The sequence below is a fragment of the Pimelobacter simplex genome (genome assembly GCF_900114845.1).
Classification (GTDB): domain Bacteria; phylum Actinomycetota; class Actinomycetes; order Propionibacteriales; family Nocardioidaceae; genus Nocardioides; species Nocardioides simplex.
This window is the reverse complement of the sequence record NZ_FOUK01000007.1, coordinates 67,253-84,154: the sequence shown is the minus strand read 5'-3', so window position 1 is coordinate 84,154 and position 16,902 is coordinate 67,253. Positions and strand designations below refer to the sequence as shown.

Sequence of the window (16,902 nt, the reverse complement as noted above, 5' to 3'; positions counted from 1 at the left end):
CATGGGTCGCGCCGCGCTGGCCTCGGAGCAGGTCGGCCAGCTCTTCGTCGAGAGCCGGCGCGGGCGCGACCGCCTGGAGTACACCGAGTACGGCGCCGGGGACGCCTGGGTCGTCCTCGTCCCGCCGCTCCTGGTGCCGCGCCGCGTGCACGCCCACACGGCGCGCACGCTCGCGGCCAACGGGCTGCACGTGCTCGTGCTCGACCCGCTCGGGCACGGCCGCTCCGACCGGCCGGCCGACCCGCTGTCCTACTCGGTGAGCGCGTTCGCCGCCCAGGTCGTCGCGCTGCTCGACCACGTCGGTGCGGCCCGCGCCGTGGTCGGCGGCAGCTCGATCGGAGCCAACGTCGCGCTCGAGGTCGCCGTCTCGGCGCCCGAGCGGGTGGCCGGGCTGGTCCTCGACGGGCCCGTCCTCGACAACGCGCTCGGCGTCCAGCTCGCCGTCCTCGGTCCGGTGCTCGCCACCGCACGGCTCGCACCGCTGGCGGTGAGCGGGGTCCGGCTGCTGACCCGGCCGGTGCCGCGCCGGGTGCTGCCCGAGTGGCTCGGCCTCACCCTCGACACGCTCGACGCCCGGCCCGGCCCGGTGGCCGCGGCGGTGCACGGCGTCCTCTTCGGGCGGTTCGCGCCCTCGAGCGCCGAGCGCGCGGCGCTGACGGTGCCGGCGCTGGTGCTGGCCCGCCCGGCCGATCCGTTCCACCCGGCTGCCGACGCCGAGCTGGTCGCCGGCGAGATCGCCGGCGCCGTGCTCGAGCGGGCCACGGCGCCGCTCGAGTGGCGCCGGCGTCCCGAGCGGCTCGACCTCGTGGTCACCCGGTTCGCGCGCGAGTGCACGCGACCGGCGCGCCGCGGACGCCGTACCCGCAGCTCCTGAGGCCGGCTACGGCCGGCTGAGCGCCTGCCGGAGCTGACGCCATCCCTCGTCGCCGGGCACGGACACCCGGATCGCGCCCGGGACGCCGAGCGCGGAGCCCGGGCGCACCGCGATCCCGGCGTCGGCGAGCCGGCGCACGGCCGCGGCCTCGTCGGGCACCCGGACCAGCACGAAGTTCGCGTGCGAGGGGACGACGTCGTACCCGTGGTGGGTGAACAGGTCGCTCACCCGGCGCCGCATGTCGATCGTGTGGACCCGGACGGCCTCGTGGTGGGTGCGGTCGCGGAGCGCGGCGAGCGCCGCCGCCTGGGCGAGGCGGTTGACCGAGAAGGGCGCCCGGATCCCGCTGAGGGTCGCGACGACCGAGGCCGGCGCGACCAGGTAGCCGACCCGGAGGCCGGCCAGGCCGTACGCCTTGGAGAACGTCCGGAGCACGGCGAGGCCGCCCTCGCGGACCAGCGGCACCGCGGTGGTGGCGAGCGGGTCCGGGGCGAAGTCGACGTAGGCCTCGTCGACGACGACCAGGCCGGCGGGGGAGTCCGCGCGGAAGCGGCGGATGGCGTCGCGGGGGACGAGGGTGCCGGTCGGGTTGTGGGGGTTGACGACGTAGGCGATGTCGGCAGGCACGGCGGCCATCGCCGGCAGGTCGTGCCGGTCGGCGACGAGCGGGACGGAGGTCACCGTGCCGCCGACGACCTGGGTGCTGATCTCGTCGACCCGGTAGGCGGGGTCGGCGCAGACGGCGGTGCCGCCGCCGGCGAGGAAGGCCAGTGCGAGCAGGAAGATCAGCTCGTCCGAGCCGTTGCCGACCAGCACCTGCTCCGCCGGGACGCCGTGGCGCGCCGCGATCTCGGCGCGCAGGTCGGTGGCGAGCGCGTCGGGGTAGCGGTGTGCCGCGCGGGCCGCGCGCGTCACCGCGTCGACGACGTGGGGACTCGCGCCGAGCGCGGACTCGTTGGACGACAGCGAGCCAGCGGCCGATGGGGCCGCCGCGCCGGGACGGTAGGGGGCGAGCCCGGCCAGCCAGGGCCGGGCGGTCAGCTCGGTCATCCGGCCGCCTCCAGGCCCTGGCGCGCCCGGCGGGCGGTCGCGTAGAGCCGGCCGGCCCGGTACGACGAACGAACGAGCGGACCCGACAGCACGCCGGCGAACCCGATCTCGTCGGCCTCGGTGGCGAGCTCGACGAACTCCTCGGGCTTGACCCACCGCTCCACGGGGTGGTGACGCGGCGACGGGCGCAGGTACTGGGTGATGGTGACCAGCTCGCAGCCTGCTTCGTGGAGGTCGCGCAGGGCTTGGGAGACCTCGTCGCGGGTCTCGCCCATGCCGAGGATCAGGTTCGACTTCGTCACGAGCCCGAAGGCACGGGCTTGGGTGAGGACGTCGAGGGAGCGTTCGTAGCGGAACGCGGGGCGGATGCGCTTGAAGATCCGCGGCACGGTCTCGACGTTGTGGGCCAGGACCTCGGGGCGGGAGTCGAAGACCTCGGTGAGGAGGTCGGGGTGGCCGTTGAAGTCGGGGATGAGGTTCTCGACGCCGGTGTCGGGGTTGAGTGAGTGGATGGCGCGGACGGTCTCGGCGTAGAGCCAGGCGCCGCCGTCGGGGAGGTCGTCGCGGGCGACGCCGGTGATGGTGGCGTACTTGAGGCCCATGGTCTGCACGGATTCGGCGACGCGGCGGGGTTCGTCGCGGTCGAGGGGTTGGGGTTTGCCGGTGTCGATCTGGCAGAAGTCGCAGCGTCGGGTGCACTGGTCGCCGCCGATGAGGAAGGTGGCCTCGCGGTCCTCCCAGCACTCGAAGATGTTGGGACAGGCCGCTTCCTGGCAGACGGTGTGCAGGCCCTCCGTGCGGACCAGGGCGGTGAGCTCCTGGAAGGCGGGTCCGGTGCGGGCGCGGGTGCGGATCCAGGCGGGCTTGCGCTCCACGGGGGTCGCGGCGTTGCGGGCCTCGACCCGGAGCAGGCGCCGGCCGTCAGGGGCGGGGACGGCTCTCATCAGGCGGCCGGCTCCTGCTCCAGGAGCGCCCGGAGCTCGCGGGCGTAGCGTCCCGCCTCGGCGCCGTCGATGACCCGGTGGTCGAAGGTGACGGTGAGGTTGAGCATCCGCCGCACGGCGACCCCGCCGGAGACCGCGACCACCCGGTCGGTGGCGCGGTGCACGCCGATGATCGCGGTCTGCGGCGGGTTGATCAGCGGCGTGGCGAGCACGCCGCCGCTCTTGCCGGGGCTGGTGACGGTCACCGTGGCGCCGCTGATGTCGCGGGCGGCGAGCCGCCCGGCGCGCGCCCGCTCGGCGAGGTCGGCCACCTGGGCGGTGAGCTCCTCGGCCGAGTGGGCGAGCGGGTCGCGCAGCACCGGGACGACGAGCCCGCGCGGGGTGTCGACGGCGAACCCGACGGCGACCTCGTCGTACGCGAGGATCTCGTCGTCGACGACGTGGGCGTTGAACACCGGGTGGTCCGCCGCCAGCCGGGCGACGGCCCGGCAGGCGTGCGCCAGCAGCAGGCGCATGTCGACGCGGCTGACGTCGCACTCCTCGACCACGTGCACGCCCGGGATCTGCGCGTGGGACTGGGCCATCCGCTGCGCGATGGCCTTGCGGATCCCGACGAGCGGGGTCCGGGTCACGGTGGGCGCGGGGATGCTCATGCCGGACTGCTCTCGGCGAGCAGGCTCGCGTCGGACAGGCTACCGCCTGAGAGGGCCGCGAAGCGCTGCTGCAGGTCGCGCGGCGTGATCCCGGTGAGCTGCTCGCCGCTCACGTCGACGACGATCCTGCCCTGGTGCATCATCAGCAGCCGGTCGGCGTGGTCGAGCGCGTGCTTCATGTCGTGGGTGACCATGAGCGTCGTGATCTTCCGCTCCCGGACGAGCCGCTCGGTGGCGGCGTTGACCCGGGCGGCGCTGTTGGGGTCGAGCGCCGCGACGTGCTCGTCGAGCAGCATGACGGCGGGCGAGCCGAGGCAGGCCATGGCGACGGCGATCGCCTGCCGCTGCCCGCCCGAGAGCGAACCGGAGACCGCGCCCAGGCGATTCTCCAGGCCCATCCCGAGCGGTTCGAGCAGCTCCTGCGCGGCTGCGCGGACCTTGCCCGGCGACGTACGGCGCAGGGGGAACCGGCCGCGCCGTCCGGCGAGGGCGAGCGCGAAGTTCTCCTCGATCGTCAGGTTGGACACCATGTTGTCCTGCGGGTTCTGGCGCACCCGGGAGACCAGGGCGATCCGGCGCCACGAGGGCAGCGTGGTGACGTCGCGACCGCGGACGGTCACGTGGCCCTCGTCGGCCAGCAGGTTGCCGGCGACCATCGCGAGCGTGGTCGACTTGCCGGCGCCGTTGGAGCCGATGATCGACACGAAGGTGCCGGCCGCCACCTCCAGGCTCAGGTCGTCGACGGCGGTGACGAGCTCGCGGCCGGGGGCGACGAAGCGCTTGGTGCAGCCCTGCAGGAGCAGGTCGGGGACGAGATCAGATGAAGCTGGCAACGCGGTCCTCCTCGTAGAACCTGGTACGGGCGATGCGCCGCTGGCGGCGTCCGCTCGTCGTGAGAGAGCTGAGCCAGCTGCGGCCCTGGCTGCGGACGGCGATCACGACGACCACGACCGCGGCGGTGAGCAGCTGGAGCAGGTTGGGGTCGAGCCCGATCTGCAGCGAGGCTGCGACCGCGAAGCGGTAGACGACGACGCCGGCGACGAGCGCGAGCACGATGGGCAGCACCCGGCTGGAGCGGGTGAAGCTGAGGCCGAGCATCATCCCGGCCAGGCCGATCACGATGACGCCGTTCTGGATGGTGACGTCCATGAACCCCTGGTTGTGCACGACCAGGCCGCCCGAGAGCGCCGCGAAGGCGTTGGCGACGGCGAGGCCGACGGCCTGCCGGGACTCGGTGCGGACGCCGAGCCCGCGCGCGGTCTGGATGTTCTGGCCGGACGCGATCAGGGACAGGCCGTAGTCGGTGCGCAGGAACCACAGCATGGCGGCGCCGAGCAGCGCCGCGACGACGACGCCGGTGACGATGGTGCCCTCGCGGTAGCTCAGCCCGGCGTCCGCGGCCCACGAGAACGCGGTCTCGGAGCCGAAGAGCGAGACGTTGCCGGAGCTCATGATCACCAGGCACATGGAGTACGCCGCAGTGGCGACCAGGATGCTCGCCAGCAGCACGTTGAGCCGCAGCGTCATGTGCAGGATCGCGGTGACCAGGCCGGTCGCGGCGCCGGCCAGCATCGCCAGGCCGAGCGAGACCAGCGGGTGGTGGCCGTGGACGGCGAGCACCGCGGCCGTGGAGCCGCCGACGCCGAAGGAGCCCTGCAGGGTCAGGTCGGGGAGGCTCATCACCCCCATCGCGAGGTAGATGCCGAGCACGAGCGGGACGTAGAGCAGCCCCACCTGCACGGCGATCTCGAACAGGTTCCAGATCATGGTGTGCCCTTCGTCAGTGGGTGGTGAGCGCGGCGTCGCGGATCTCGGCGGGGACGTCGATGCCGAGCTCCTTGAGCTTGGTGAGGTTGAGGTCGAAGCCGCCGGTCTCGGGGACGACGACCGCGGTCTTCGCGGGGTCGGCGCCGTCGAGCACCTCGAGGACGACCTTCGCGACGGCCTCGCCGACGACCTTGTAGTCGTAGGAGGACGAGATCACCGCGCCGGCCTCGACGGCCTCGCTGGTGCCGCCGTAGACGGGGATCTCGGCGTCGTCGGCGACCTTCATCAGGCCCTCGACCGCGCTGATCGTCGTGGTGTCTCCGGGGATCTCGATCGCGTCGACCTTGCCGACCAGGCTCTGCGCGGCCTGGGTGATGTCGGAGCCGTTGCTGATCGTCGCCTCGACGTGCCCGATGCCGAGCTCGTCGAGGTGCTTGCGGACCTTGTCGGCCTGCGCGTCGCCGGCCGGGTCGCCGAGCTTCCAGATCAGGCCGACCTTCGCGAGGCCGGGGATCAGCTTGGTCATCGCGTCGATGTCCGGGACCGGGTCGATCACGTCGGCGACGCCGGTGACGTTGCCGCCCGGCGCGTCCATCGACTTCACCAGCTTGGCCTCGACCGGCGTCGAGGAGGCGGCGAAGACGATCGGGATGTCCTTGGTCGCGGTCGCCATCAGCTGCGAGGCCGACGTGCCGACGGGGACGATCACGTCGCAGTCGCCGGAGATGAACTTCTGCGCGAGCGTCTGCTCCGTCGCGGCGTCGGCGTTGGGGTTCTGGATGTCGAGCTTCAGGCCGTCGTCGGTGGCCTCCTTCAGGCCCGACTTCATGCCGGAGAGGAGGTCGTCGATGACGGTCGCGGTGGCGTACTGGTCGACGCAGACCTTGGCGTCCGCGACGTCGGTGGCACCCCCGCCGCCGTCCTCACCGCAGGCGGCGAGGGCCGTGCAGGCGAGGGCGGACGCGGCGAGGGTGAGGGCGGTGCGCTTCACTGGGACTCCTTGGTGGTGGTGGGGACCCGAGAGGCGAGCTCCGCGGCGACCTGGTCGACCGCGGCGGCGAGGGCGGCGACCGTCTGGTCGACGTGGTGGCGCTCGAAGACGTACGGCGGGCAGATGCCGAACCGGTCGCCGCGGTAGCCGTCGGCGTTGCCGCTGAACGACGGGTTGATGAGGACGCCGCGCTCCTGGCACGCGCGGGCGATCCGCTTGCTGACGCCGGCCTCGTAGGGGAACGGCTCCTTGGTGGCGCGGTCGGCCACGATCTCGACGCCGACGAGCAGGCCGAGGCCGCTCACCTCGCCGACCAGCGGGTGGTCGCCGATCGCCCGCTGCACCTCGGAGAGGAGGTAGCCGCCGACCTCGCCGGCCCGGGCGACCAGGTCGTGCTTCTCGATGTGGCGCAGCACGGCGAGGCCGACGGCGCACGAGAGCGGGTTGCCGCCGTAGGTGAAGCCGTGCTCGAACATGCCGCTGCCGTTGGCGACGGCGTCGTAGATCTCGTTGCGCGCGATGACCGCGCCCAAGGGGGAGTAGCCGCTGCTGATGCCCTTGCCGCACGTGATCAGGTCGGGGACGACGCCGAAGTGCTCGATCGCGAAGTTGCGCCCGGTCCGGCCCATGCCGGTGAGCACCTCGTCGACGATCAGCAGGACGTCGTACTTGTCGCAGATCTCGCGGACCCGCTCGAAGTAGCCGTCGGGCGGGACCATGCCCATCGCCGCGGCGCCGACGATCGGCTCGGCGATGAACGCGGCGACGTGCTCGGGGCCCTCGTTGAGGATCACCCGCTCGACGTCGTCGGCGCAGGAGAGGGTGCACGCGTTGCTCTGCGCGCACAGCGTGCACCGGTAGCGGTACGGCGGCTGCGCGTGCGCGAACGGCAGCAGCATCGGCGCGTAGCCGGTCCGCCGCATCACGTGCCCGGTCGCGGAGAGCGCGCCGAGGGTGTTGCCGTGGTAGCTGCGCCACCGCCCGACGATCTTGTGCTTCGACGGCTTGCCGGACTCGACGAAGTAGTGCCGGGCGAGCTTGATCGCGGTCTCGTTGGCCTCGGAGCCACCGGAGGTGAACCGGACGTAGTCCATGCCCTCGGGCGCGAAGTCCGCGAGCTCGCGGGCGAGCTGCTCCTGCGGCTCGCTGGTGAACTGCCCGCAGAAGCTCACCTTGGCGGCCTGCTCGGCCATCGCGTCGAGCACCTCTTGGACGCCGTACCCGATGCTGATCACGATGTTGCCGCCCGACGAGGCGTCGAGGTACTCGTTGCCGTCGGCGTCCCAGACGTGCACGCCGGAGGCGTGGCTGACCGCCGGGGCGGAGTGGACCAGGTCGCGGTGGAAGACCTGGCTGGCCGGGGTGGCCGGGGTGGTGGTCATGCGGTCACGGTTCCTTTCACGGGGGCGTGCAGCGCGCGGGCGGCGTCGGCGATGTCGGCGACGGACGGCACGAAGGCGGACTCGAGGGACGCCGCGAACGGCACCGGCGTGGGCGGCGGCTGGAGGAGCCGGACGGGGAAGCCGAGCCGGTCGCCGTCCCCGAGGAGCGCGGCGCACAGGGCCGCCGCCGGGCCGGAGCCGGGCCAGGACTCCTCGGCGACGAGCAGGGCGCCGGTCCGCTCGGCGCTGGCCCGGACCAGGGCGGTGTCGAGCGGGGCGAGCGAGCGCAGGTCGACGACCTCGGCCTCGACGCCGTCCGCGGCGAGGTCCTTGGCCGCACGGACGGCACGCTGGACCATGAGCCCGGACGCGGCGATAGTGAGATCGCGCCCCGGCCGGCGGATGTCGGCCGCGCCGAGCCGGACGTCGAGCGTGCGGTCGACCTCGGCCCGGGCGCCGTGGAGCAGGCTCATGTGCTCGAGCAGCACGACCGGGTTGTCGTCGCGGATCGCGGCGCGGGTCAGGGAGTAGGCGTCCTGGGGCGTGGTCGGCATCGCGACCTTGAGGCCGGGGAACGCCAGCAGCATGCCGACGCAGCTCTCGGCGTGACCGCGGTGCGGGCCGACGCCGCACTTGGCGCGCACGACCAGCGGGACGGTGACCTCGCCGCGGGTGCGGAAGGCGACGGCGGAGCCCTCGAGGCCCAGCGGGGTCATCGTCAGCGCGAGGAACTCGGCGAACATCAGGTCGACGATCGGCCGGCTGCCGGCCATCGCCGCGCCGACCGCCGTACCGACCATGGCGGCCTCGGAGATGGGCGCATCGATCACCCGGCCCTGGGCGCCGAAGCTGTCCCACAGGCCCTTCGTGGACTGCATCGGCCCGCCGAAGACGCCGATGTCCTGGCCCATCAGGTAGACCGACGGGTCGGCGGTCATCGCGTCGGCGATCGCGGCGACGATGGCCTCGCTCATGGTCATCCGGCTCATGACGCGCTCCTCAGGTCCTCGGCGTAGGGGCTCGTGGCGCGGACCAGCGCCGCGTCGCTCGCGCCCTTCGCGGCCGCGACGATCGCCTCCATCCGCTCGTCGGCGGCGCGCACCTGCGCGGTCGCGTCGTCCGCGGTGAGCTCGCCGCGCGCGACCAGCTGGTCCTGGAGCCGCGCGATCGGGTCGCGCTCGGCCCAGGCCGCCACCTCCTCGGGCGAGCGGTAGGTCTCGGGGTCGTTCATGTAGTGACCGCCCATCCGGTAGGTCAGCGCGTGCACGAACGACGGTCCCGCACCCGCCCGGGCCCGCGCCACTGCCTCGCCGATCGCGTCCCGGACGGCGAGCACGTCGTTGCCGTCGACGTCGGTCGCCGGGATGCCGAGCGCCCGGGCCCGGTCGGAGACCCGCTCGCCGGCCAGCGCGACGGCCGAGGGGAGCGACGTCGCGTACTGGTTGTCCTGGCACACGTAGACCACCGGCAGCCCGAGCATCGCGGCGAGGTTGAGCGACTCCGCGACGATGCCGCTGTTGGCGGTGCCGTCGCCGAAGCCGCAGACCGCGACCGCGCCGGGGCTGGTCCGGGACAGGTGCAGCGCGGCGCCGGTGGCGTAGGCGACCGAGGTGCCGAGCGAGCCGGAGAACATGCCGACCGAGCGCGGGCCCGGTGCCGGGCAGATGTCGCCGCGCCAGTGCCCGCCCGAGCTGCTGGCGTCGGTGCCGAAGACGCCGGCCGCCAGCGTCGCGGGGGAGGAGCCGCGCTGGAGCGCGACCGCGCACGCCCCGCGGAAGTGCGGCGCGACGACGTCGTCGGGTCCGAGCTCGGCGAAGGCGCCGACGAACACGGCCTCCTCGCCGCGCGCCTCGTGCCAGTGGCCGTTGTGCCGGCACATCGCCTGGTCGAACGCGCGGGCCTCGACCATCGCCTGCCACAGGCCGGTCTCGGTGATGGTCGTCGTCGTGGTGGTCATGCGGGGTCGCCGATCTCGGCGATGACCTGGCCGATCCGCACGGTGTCCTCGGGCTCGCCGTGGAGCGCGGTCACGACGCCGGCGACCGGGGCCCCGATCTCGAGGTTCACCTTGTCGGTCATCACCTCGGCGATCGGCTCGCCGGCGGCGACGCTGTCGCCCACGGCGCACAGCCAGGTCGCGAGGACGGCCTCCTCGACGCCGTCGCCCAGCTCTGTGATCGAGACGGAAGTGCTCACCGAAGTCCTTTCGGTCGGGGGAGAGGGTTGCTAGTGTGGTGTTACCGCTTTGGAAAGTGGTACTACCAATTGAGTGAATAGTGATCTGGCCCACGGCCGGATGTCAAGGGCCTCCGGCTACAGTCGCTGCGCCCCACCCAGGAAAGGCCCACGCCATGACGATCGAGAACGACGCCGGGTCCTCGCTCAGCGAGCTGTTCGCCGCCGACCCGCTCTCCGTCGCGCTCGCCGAGCTCATCCAGGAGATGCGCCCGGGCGACAAGCTGCCCAGCGAGCGCGACCTCGCCGTGCGCCTCGACGTGAGCCGGACCGCGCTGCGCGACCGGCTCGGCATGCTCGAGGGACTCGGGGTGCTGCGCCGCCGTACCGGTGCCGGGACGTTCGTCGAGACGCTGCGCCCCGACGCGCTCGCGTTCGCGCTCAACCTCGCCATCAGCAGCTCGCACCTGCCGCTGGCCTCGCTCGAGTCCGTCCGGATAGCCCTCGAGCGCCAGGCCGCCGCCGAGGCCGCCCGCCGCGCCGACCCGGTCCTCATCGCCTACATGAAGCGCGCGATCGACACCATGGCCGCGACCGAGCTCAGCGCCGACGTCCTGGACGCCGACCGCGCCTTCCACCAGTCACTGCTCCGCGCCGCCGGCAACCCCTCGCTCACCTTCTTCGCCGAGGCGCTCTCGAACGTCCTCACCAAGGACCTCGCCGACCGCAGCGAGCGACTGCTCCACGAGCCGCTCACCACCTCGCGCCAGGCGCTGCTGGTCGACCACCACACCCGCATCTACGACGCGATCCTGGCCGGCGACCCCGACGCGGCCATGCGGGCGGTCGACGGGCACTTCGACGCCATCGGCAACAGCTGAGGGGCGCTCTGCCGGCGGTCGATCGACGATCCGCGCAGGGTTTCGGGCGATCCGTTGCGGGGGTGGGGCGCGCGGCGCACAGTCCTCAGGTGCGCGCTCGACGGCCCGGTGGACGAGCCCGCGGCGGTCGGCTTGCCGCCGTGGTGGTCGCGCTGGCCGTCGCGGCCTGCGACGCGCCGTCCGGCCCGGCTGAGATCACCCTGCTGACGGCACCGGCCACCACGTCGGTGGGCGGTTTCAAGGCCCGCCTGGCCGGCACGGCCGGGCTGACCGACGGCGGCTGCGTGGTCGTGGACGGTCACCTGCTGGTGGCCCCCGAGGGTGCGCGGGTGCGGGGCGACGTCATCGAGATCCCCGGTTACCCGGGGTTCCGGGTCGGCGACCACGTGGTGCTCGGGGGAGGCGAGGCCGAGGCCGGCGCCTCCGGACTGCCCGGGACGACGCAGTGCGGGGTGCCCTCCGACGAGGACGCCCCGCACTGGGTGGTGGCTGCCGGTGGTCCGGCTCAGGCGTCGCCGCCCTCCTGAAGCACGCCGGCCGCGGCGGTCGGGTCGTCGATGCGGTAGCGGTCGACGGCCTCCTTGACCCGGGCCGGGTCGATCTCGCCGGCGTCGGCCAGTGCCGCGAGGGCCTGGACGACGACCGACTGGGCGTCGACCTGGAAGAAGCGCCGGGCGGCCGGGCGGGTGTCGGCGAAGCCGAAGCCGTCGGCGCCGAGCACCCGGTAGTCGGCCGGCACCCACTGCGCGATCTGCAGCGGGACGGCGGTCATGTAGTCGGACACGGCGACCACGGGGGCCTGCGCGGCAGGGCCCTCGCCCAGCGCCGACGTGACGTACGGCGTCCGGTGGGCCTCGTCGGGGTGGAGGAGGTTCCACTTCTCGGTCGCGATGCCGTCGCGCGCGAGCTCGTTCCACGAGGTGACCGACCAGGTCTCGGCCTGGACCCCCCACTCGTCGGCCAGCAGGCGCTTCGCCTCGTCGATCCACGGGAAGCCGACGCCGGAGGCGAGCAGCCGGACCCGCGGGCCCTCGGCGGCCGGCGCCTCGGCGACGCGGTACATGCCCTTGAGCAGGGCGGCGACGTCGAGACCCTCGGGCTCGGCGGGCTGGGCGACCGGCTCGTTGTAGACGGTGAGGTAGAAGATCACGTCCTCGCCGCGCGGGTGCTCCTCGCTGCTGCCGTACATCCGCTCGAGGCCCGAGCGCATGATGTGGCCGACCTCGTAGCCGAAGGCCGGGTCGTAGTGGACGACGGCCGGGTTGGTGGCCGCGATCAGCGGGGAGTGGCCGTCGGCGTGCTGCAGGCCCTCGCCGGTGAGCGTCGTCCGGCCGGCGGTGGCGCCCACGAGGAAGCCGCGGGAGAGCTGGTCGGCCATCGCCCAGATCGAGTCGCCGGTGCGCTGGAAGCCGAACATCGAGTAGAAGATGTAGAACGGGATCATCGGCTCGCCGTGGGTCGTGTACGACGAGCCGGCGGCGATCGCGGAGGCCATGGCGCCGGCCTCGGAGATGCCCTCGTGCAGCATCTGGCCCTGCGTCGACATCTTGTACGACAGCAGCATGTTGCGGTCGACCGACTCGAACTGCTGGCCGTGCGGGTCGTAGACCTTGGCCGACGGGAACATCGCGTCCATGCCGAACGTGCGGTACTCGTCGGGCGCGATCGGCACGATCCGCTGGCCGATGCCGGGGTCCTTCATCCAGTCCTTGAGGAGCCGGACGGCGGCCATCGTCGTCGCCACCTTATGGGTGCCCGCGCCCTTCTTGAGCTCGGCGTAGGTCGCGTCGCCGGGCAGGGTGAGCATCGTCGAGCGGTCGACGCGCTGGGGCAGCGAGCCGCCGAGCTGGCGGCGCCGCTCCATCATGTACTCGATCTCGGGGGACTGCGCGCCGGGGTGGAAGAAGGGGGCCGCGCCGGTCGCCTCGTACGCCGTCTCGAGGTCCCGGTCGCTGATCGGCAGGTAGAGCCGGTCGCGGAACTTCTTGAGGTCGTCCTTGGTCAGCTTCTTCATCTGGTGGGTGGCGTTCTTGCCCTCGAGGGCGTCGATCGTCCAGCCCTTGACCGTGTGGGCCAGGATCACCGTCGGCTGGCCGACGTGCTTGGTGGCGGAGTCGAACGCGGCGTAGACCTTGCGGTAGTCGTGGCCGCCGCGCGGCAGCTTCTCGATCTGCCGGTCGCTCATGTGCTCGACCATCGCGCGCAGCCGCGGGTCGGGGCCGAAGAAGTGCTCGCGGTTGTAGGCGCCGCTCTCGACAGAGAAGGTCTGGAAGGCGCCGTCGGGCGTCGAGTTCATCTTGTTGACGAGCACGCCGTCGACGTCGCGGGCGAGCAGGGCGTCCCACTCACGGCCCCAGACGACCTTGATGACGTTCCAGCCGGCGCCGCGGAAGTTGGCCTCGAGCTCCTGGATGATCTTGCCGTTGCCGGTGACCGGTCCGTCGAGCTGCTGCAGGTTGCAGTTGATCACCCAGGTGAGGTTGTCGAGCTCCTCGCGCGCCGCGATCCGGATCGCGCCGAGCGACTCGGGCTCGGCCATCTCGCCGTCGCCGAGGAAGGCCCAGACGTGCTGCTGGCTGGTGTCCTTGACGCCGCGGTTGTGCAGGTAGCGGTTGAACCGGGCCTGGTAGATCGAATTGATGCCGGTCAGGCCCATCGAGACCGTCGGGAACTCCCAGAAGTCCGGCATCAGCCGCGGGTGGGGGTACGACGAGAGGCCGGCGCCCTGGCCGTGCTGGACCTCTTGGCGGAACCGGAAGAGCTGCTCCTCGGAGAGCCGTCCCTCGAGGTAGGCGCGGGCGTAGATGCCGGGGGAGGCGTGCCCCTGGATGAAGATCTGGTCGCCGCCGCCCGGGTGCTCCTTGCCCCGGAAGAAGTGGTTGAAGCCGACCTCGTAGAGGGAGGCGCTGGACTGGTAGGTGGCGATGTGACCGCCGACTTCCAGCCCCTTGCGGTTGGCGCTCGACACCATCACGGCCGCGTTCCAGCGGATGAACGCGCGGATGCGCCGCTCGACGTCCTCGTCGCCGGGGAACCACGGCTCGCGCTCGGGCGGGATCGTGTTGATGTAGTCGGTGCTGCGCAGCGCCGGCACGCCCACCTGGGCCTCGCGCGCCCGCTCGAGCAGGCGCAGCATGACGTAGCGCGCGCGCTCGCGCCCGCGCTCGTCGACGAGGGCGTTGAACGAGTCGATCCAGTCCTGGGTCTCGTCAGGGTCGATGTCGGGAAGCTGGGTCGGCAGGCCCTCGTGGATGACGGAGGGCGCCGAGCCCGCGCGGGCGGCCGGGGTGGGGCCGCCAGGGTTCGTGTCGGAGGTCACGCTGCCCATCGTTGCACCTCCCTCCAGGGCAGAAAATCTACCCATGAGTACGGTCGCGGAGGCGACCGGAAGCGCCGGAGGGTTGCGCCTGGGCACCTGACTCCGCTGGACTACTCCCCAACCCGCACGTTCGCGGGACCCTCGTCGTACCCCGAACCACTGGAGGACTCACCGTGACTTCGACCGCCCCTGGCGGCACCACCCCGACCGGACCCGCCGAGCGGATGGGCCTCAAGCCGGGCATGGTGGTCCAGGAACTCGGCTGGGACAACGACACCGACGACGCCCTGCGGGTCGCGCTCGAGGACGCGATCGACGGCGACATGGTCGACGGTGACTACGGCAATGTCGTCGACGCCGTGCTGCTCTGGTGGCGCGAGGACGACGGCGACCTGGTCGACGGCCTCGTCGACGCGCTCACCGACCTCGTCGGTGGCGGCGTGATCTGGCTGCTCACCCCCAAGATCGGGCGACCCGGCGCCGTCGACGCCGCCGACATCGCCGAGGCGGCGCCCGTCGCCGGACTGGCCCAGACCACCGCGGCCACGGTCAGCAAGGACTGGGCGGCGACCCGGCTGGTCGCCCCGAAGTCGATCGCCTGACAATAGATCCATGGGGAAGATCGCCAGCCGGGTCACCGGCAAGGTCAAGGACACCGGGACCAGCCTGAAGATCCTCACCGAGTCGGGGATCGTGCGGCCGTACTCGCCGTCGGTCCTGGCCGGCATGGCGAACGCCCTGCGCCAGTGGAGCACCACCCCCGCGGGCGGCTTCAAGACCATCGCCCTGCGCATGCCCGAGCAGACCGCGATCATCGACGAGCGCGGCGCGCTCACGTTCGGCGAGCTGCAGGAGCGCACCAACGCGCTGGCCCACGGGCTGCGCGACCGCGGCGTCCGGCCCGGTGACGGCGTCGCCGTGATGTGCCGCAACCACCGCGGCTTCATCGAGGCCTCCATCGCGATCAGCAAGCTGGGCGCCGACGTCCTCTACCTCAACACCGCCTTCGCGGGCCCCCAGCTGGCCGACGTCCTCGAGCGCGAGAAGCCGCGGGTCGTCGTCCACGACGAGGAGTTCACCGGGCTGCTCTCCGGCGCCGACCTCCGCGACCGGGTGCTCGGCTGGACCGACGGCGAGCCGGGCGACGACAGCCTCGAGGGCCTCATCGCCGCCGGGCTCGCGGCTGGGCGCACCGACGACCTCGCACCGCCGGCCAGCAAGGGCCGCACGATCATCCTGACCTCCGGCACCACCGGTACGCCGAAGGGCGCGCCCCGCCCCCAGGGCGGTCTCCCCGCGGCGATCTCGCTGCTCTCCCGGATGCCGCTGCGCAGCGGCTGGAAGTGCCACGTCGCCGCCCCCCTGTTCCACACCTGGGGCTTCGCGCACTACCAGCTCGCGATGATGCTCGGCACCACGCTCGTGCTCACCCGCAAGTTCGACCCCGAGGACGCGCTGCGGATCCTGCGCGACGAGGACTGCGACTCCTTCGCCGTCATCCCGGTGATGCTGCAGCGCATCCTCGCGCTGCCCGACGAGACCCTCGACAAGTACCCCCTGCCGAACCTCAAGGCGGTCGCCTCCTCCGGCTCCGCGCTGCCCGGCGACCTGCCGACGCGCTGGATGGACCGCTACGGCGAGAACCTCTACTCGATCTACGGCTCCACCGAGGTCGCCTGGGCCTCCATCGCCTCGCCCGACGACCTGCGCAAGGCGCCCGGCACCGCGGGCCGGCTGCCGCACCAGACCGTCGTCCGGATCCTCGACGAGGCGGGCCGCGAGGTCCCCCAGGGTGAGTCCGGGCGGATCTTCGTCGGCAACAGCCTCCAGATCGAGGGCTACACCGGCGGTGGCGGCAAGGAGATGGTCGACGGCCTCATGTCCTCCGGTGACGTCGGCCGCTTCGACGCCGAGGGCCGCCTCTACGTCGAGGGCCGCGACGACGAGATGATCGTCTCCGGCGGCGAGAACGTCTTCCCCAAGGAGGTCGAGGACTGCCTCGCCGGCCACGAGCGGGTCGCCGAGGTCGCCGCGATCGGCGTCGAGGACCCCGACTTCGGCAAGCGGCTGCGCGCCTTCGTCGTCCGCGTGCCCGACGGCGAGCCCGTCTCCGCCGACGAGCTCAAGGACCTCGTCAAGCAGAACCTGGCCCGCTACAAGGTCCCGCGCGAGATCGTCTTCCTCGACGAGCTGCCCCGCAACGCCACCGGCAAGGTCCTCAAGCGGGAGCTCGCCGCGATCGAGCCCGGCGAGTGAGGCCCGACGTGGCGGGACCGGCCACCACCGCGCTGGGCATCGAGCTCGGCGGTCTCGCCCCCGACTTCACGCTGCGCGACCAGTTCGGGCAGGACACCACCCTCTCGTCGTACCGCGGGGTCAAGGCGGTCGCCCTGGTCTTCTACCCCTTCGCCTTCAGCGGCGTCTGCACCGGCGAGATGAACGCCTTCCGGACCCGCCTCGACGAGTTCCTCACCTTCGACACCGAGGTGCTCGCGATCTCCTGCGACCCCGTCTACGCGCTCCGCGCCTTCAGCGACGCGGACGGCCTCAACTTCCCCCTCCTCAGCGACTTCTGGCCGCACGGCGAGGTCGCCCGCGCCTACGGCGTCTTCGACGAGCGGGGCGGGTCGGCCGAGCGGTCGTCGTACGTGATCGACCGGGCGGGACGCCTCAGCTGGGCCGTCCACCACCCCAAGCCCGCCGCCCGCAGCGCCGACGAGCTCCTCGAGGCCCTGCGCTACGCCTCGGCGTAGCCCGGTCGGGCCGGGCGCCTAGTCCTTTCGGATCATTTTCGTCCCAAATCCGCAAGAACGGTTGGCCGGGTCGCAGACGGCCGGTAATGTTCTCGTTGTTGAACCGCTGGTGA

The 16,902-nt window shown here is 72.6% G+C and carries 17 protein-coding genes; 6 read left to right on the top strand and 11 right to left on the bottom strand.

What is annotated here, in order from left to right; translation table 11 throughout:
- Position 1 precedes the first annotated feature (1 nt).
- Positions 2-874, top strand: a complete 873-nt coding sequence (locus tag BM223_RS24670; protein ID WP_052138808.1) for an alpha/beta fold hydrolase — start codon at positions 2-4, stop codon at positions 872-874.
- Between the two features lie 6 nt (positions 875-880).
- On the opposite strand, the gene BM223_RS24665 is transcribed toward BM223_RS24670, so the two are convergent.
- From BM223_RS24665 to BM223_RS24620, 10 genes are read right to left on the bottom strand one after another with little or no spacing between them, the layout of a single operon-like run.
- Entirely contained in the window at positions 881-1,924 is a 1,044-nt protein-coding gene (locus BM223_RS24665) for a pyridoxal phosphate-dependent aminotransferase (protein ID WP_052138807.1), read from the bottom strand.
- Positions 1,921-2,868, bottom strand: a complete 948-nt coding sequence (gene lipA / locus BM223_RS24660) for a lipoyl synthase (protein WP_075018755.1) — start codon at positions 2,866-2,868, stop codon at positions 1,921-1,923. The genes BM223_RS24665 and lipA overlap by 4 nt, the downstream gene beginning before the upstream one ends.
- Positions 2,868-3,521 (bottom strand): 2-oxo acid dehydrogenase subunit E2, encoded by a 654-nt coding sequence (locus tag BM223_RS24655; RefSeq protein ID WP_038679973.1) that lies wholly within the window; start codon positions 3,519-3,521, stop codon positions 2,868-2,870. Before BM223_RS24655 ends, lipA begins: the two co-directional genes overlap by 1 nt.
- Positions 3,518-4,354 carry an ABC transporter ATP-binding protein gene (locus tag BM223_RS24650; RefSeq protein ID WP_200886989.1) on the bottom strand — a complete coding sequence of 279 codons (837 nt, stop codon included), beginning with the start codon at positions 4,352-4,354 and terminating at the stop codon, positions 3,518-3,520. The genes BM223_RS24655 and BM223_RS24650 overlap by 4 nt, the downstream gene beginning before the upstream one ends.
- Positions 4,338-5,288 (bottom strand): ABC transporter permease, encoded by a 951-nt coding sequence (locus BM223_RS24645; protein ID WP_052138806.1) that lies wholly within the window; start codon positions 5,286-5,288, stop codon positions 4,338-4,340. The genes BM223_RS24650 and BM223_RS24645 overlap by 17 nt, the downstream gene beginning before the upstream one ends.
- Before the next feature lie 13 nt (positions 5,289-5,301).
- Entirely contained in the window at positions 5,302-6,279 is a 978-nt protein-coding gene (locus tag BM223_RS24640) for an ABC transporter substrate-binding protein (protein ID WP_052138805.1), read from the bottom strand.
- Positions 6,276-7,661, bottom strand: coding sequence for an aminotransferase family protein (locus tag BM223_RS24635; protein ID WP_052138804.1), 1,386 nt, complete (start codon positions 7,659-7,661; stop codon positions 6,276-6,278). The genes BM223_RS24640 and BM223_RS24635 overlap by 4 nt, the downstream gene beginning before the upstream one ends.
- On the bottom strand, positions 7,658-8,650 hold the full coding sequence (locus tag BM223_RS24630) for an alpha-ketoacid dehydrogenase subunit beta (RefSeq protein ID WP_038679972.1): 993 nt from the start codon (positions 8,648-8,650) through the stop codon (positions 7,658-7,660). The genes BM223_RS24635 and BM223_RS24630 overlap by 4 nt, the downstream gene beginning before the upstream one ends.
- On the bottom strand, positions 8,647-9,618 hold the full coding sequence (locus BM223_RS24625) for a thiamine pyrophosphate-dependent dehydrogenase E1 component subunit alpha (RefSeq protein WP_052138803.1): 972 nt from the start codon (positions 9,616-9,618) through the stop codon (positions 8,647-8,649). The genes BM223_RS24630 and BM223_RS24625 overlap by 4 nt, the downstream gene beginning before the upstream one ends.
- Positions 9,615-9,857, bottom strand: coding sequence for a biotin/lipoyl-containing protein (locus BM223_RS24620; RefSeq protein WP_038679970.1), 243 nt, complete (start codon positions 9,855-9,857; stop codon positions 9,615-9,617). Before BM223_RS24620 ends, BM223_RS24625 begins: the two co-directional genes overlap by 4 nt.
- Before the next feature lie 155 nt (positions 9,858-10,012).
- On the opposite strand from BM223_RS24620, the gene BM223_RS24615 reads away from it, so the two are divergent.
- Together BM223_RS24615 and BM223_RS24610 are read left to right on the top strand one after the other, a co-directional pair.
- Positions 10,013-10,717, top strand: a complete 705-nt coding sequence (locus BM223_RS24615) for a FadR/GntR family transcriptional regulator (RefSeq protein WP_052138802.1) — start codon at positions 10,013-10,015, stop codon at positions 10,715-10,717.
- A 140-nt stretch (positions 10,718-10,857) separates the two neighbouring features.
- A complete protein-coding gene (locus BM223_RS24610) occupies positions 10,858-11,244 on the top strand; it encodes a hypothetical protein (RefSeq protein ID WP_038679968.1) in 387 nt (128 codons plus the stop codon).
- Here the strand turns inward: BM223_RS24610 and aceE are convergent.
- The gene (gene aceE, locus BM223_RS24605; RefSeq protein WP_052139341.1) at positions 11,223-14,036 is read right to left on the bottom strand and encodes a pyruvate dehydrogenase (acetyl-transferring), homodimeric type; all 2,814 of its coding nucleotides are present in this window, start codon (positions 14,034-14,036) and stop codon (positions 11,223-11,225) included. The two genes, BM223_RS24610 and aceE, sit on opposite strands and share 22 nt — an antisense overlap.
- 173 nt (positions 14,037-14,209) lie before the next feature.
- Between aceE and BM223_RS24600 the strand changes: the two genes are divergently transcribed.
- The 3 genes from BM223_RS24600 to BM223_RS24590 are packed head-to-tail and all read left to right on the top strand — an operon-like array spanning position 14,210 to position 16,789.
- The gene (locus tag BM223_RS24600) at positions 14,210-14,638 is read left to right on the top strand and encodes a DUF3052 domain-containing protein (protein WP_038679966.1); all 429 of its coding nucleotides are present in this window, start codon (positions 14,210-14,212) and stop codon (positions 14,636-14,638) included.
- Positions 14,639-14,648: 10 nt separating this feature from the next.
- Positions 14,649-16,292, top strand: a complete 1,644-nt coding sequence (locus BM223_RS24595) for an AMP-binding protein (RefSeq protein WP_038679964.1) — start codon at positions 14,649-14,651, stop codon at positions 16,290-16,292.
- Between the two features lie 8 nt (positions 16,293-16,300).
- Complete coding sequence (locus BM223_RS24590) at positions 16,301-16,789, top strand: peroxiredoxin (RefSeq protein ID WP_235318942.1); 489 nt, start codon at positions 16,301-16,303, stop codon at positions 16,787-16,789.
- Positions 16,790-16,902: the final 113 nt, after the last annotated feature.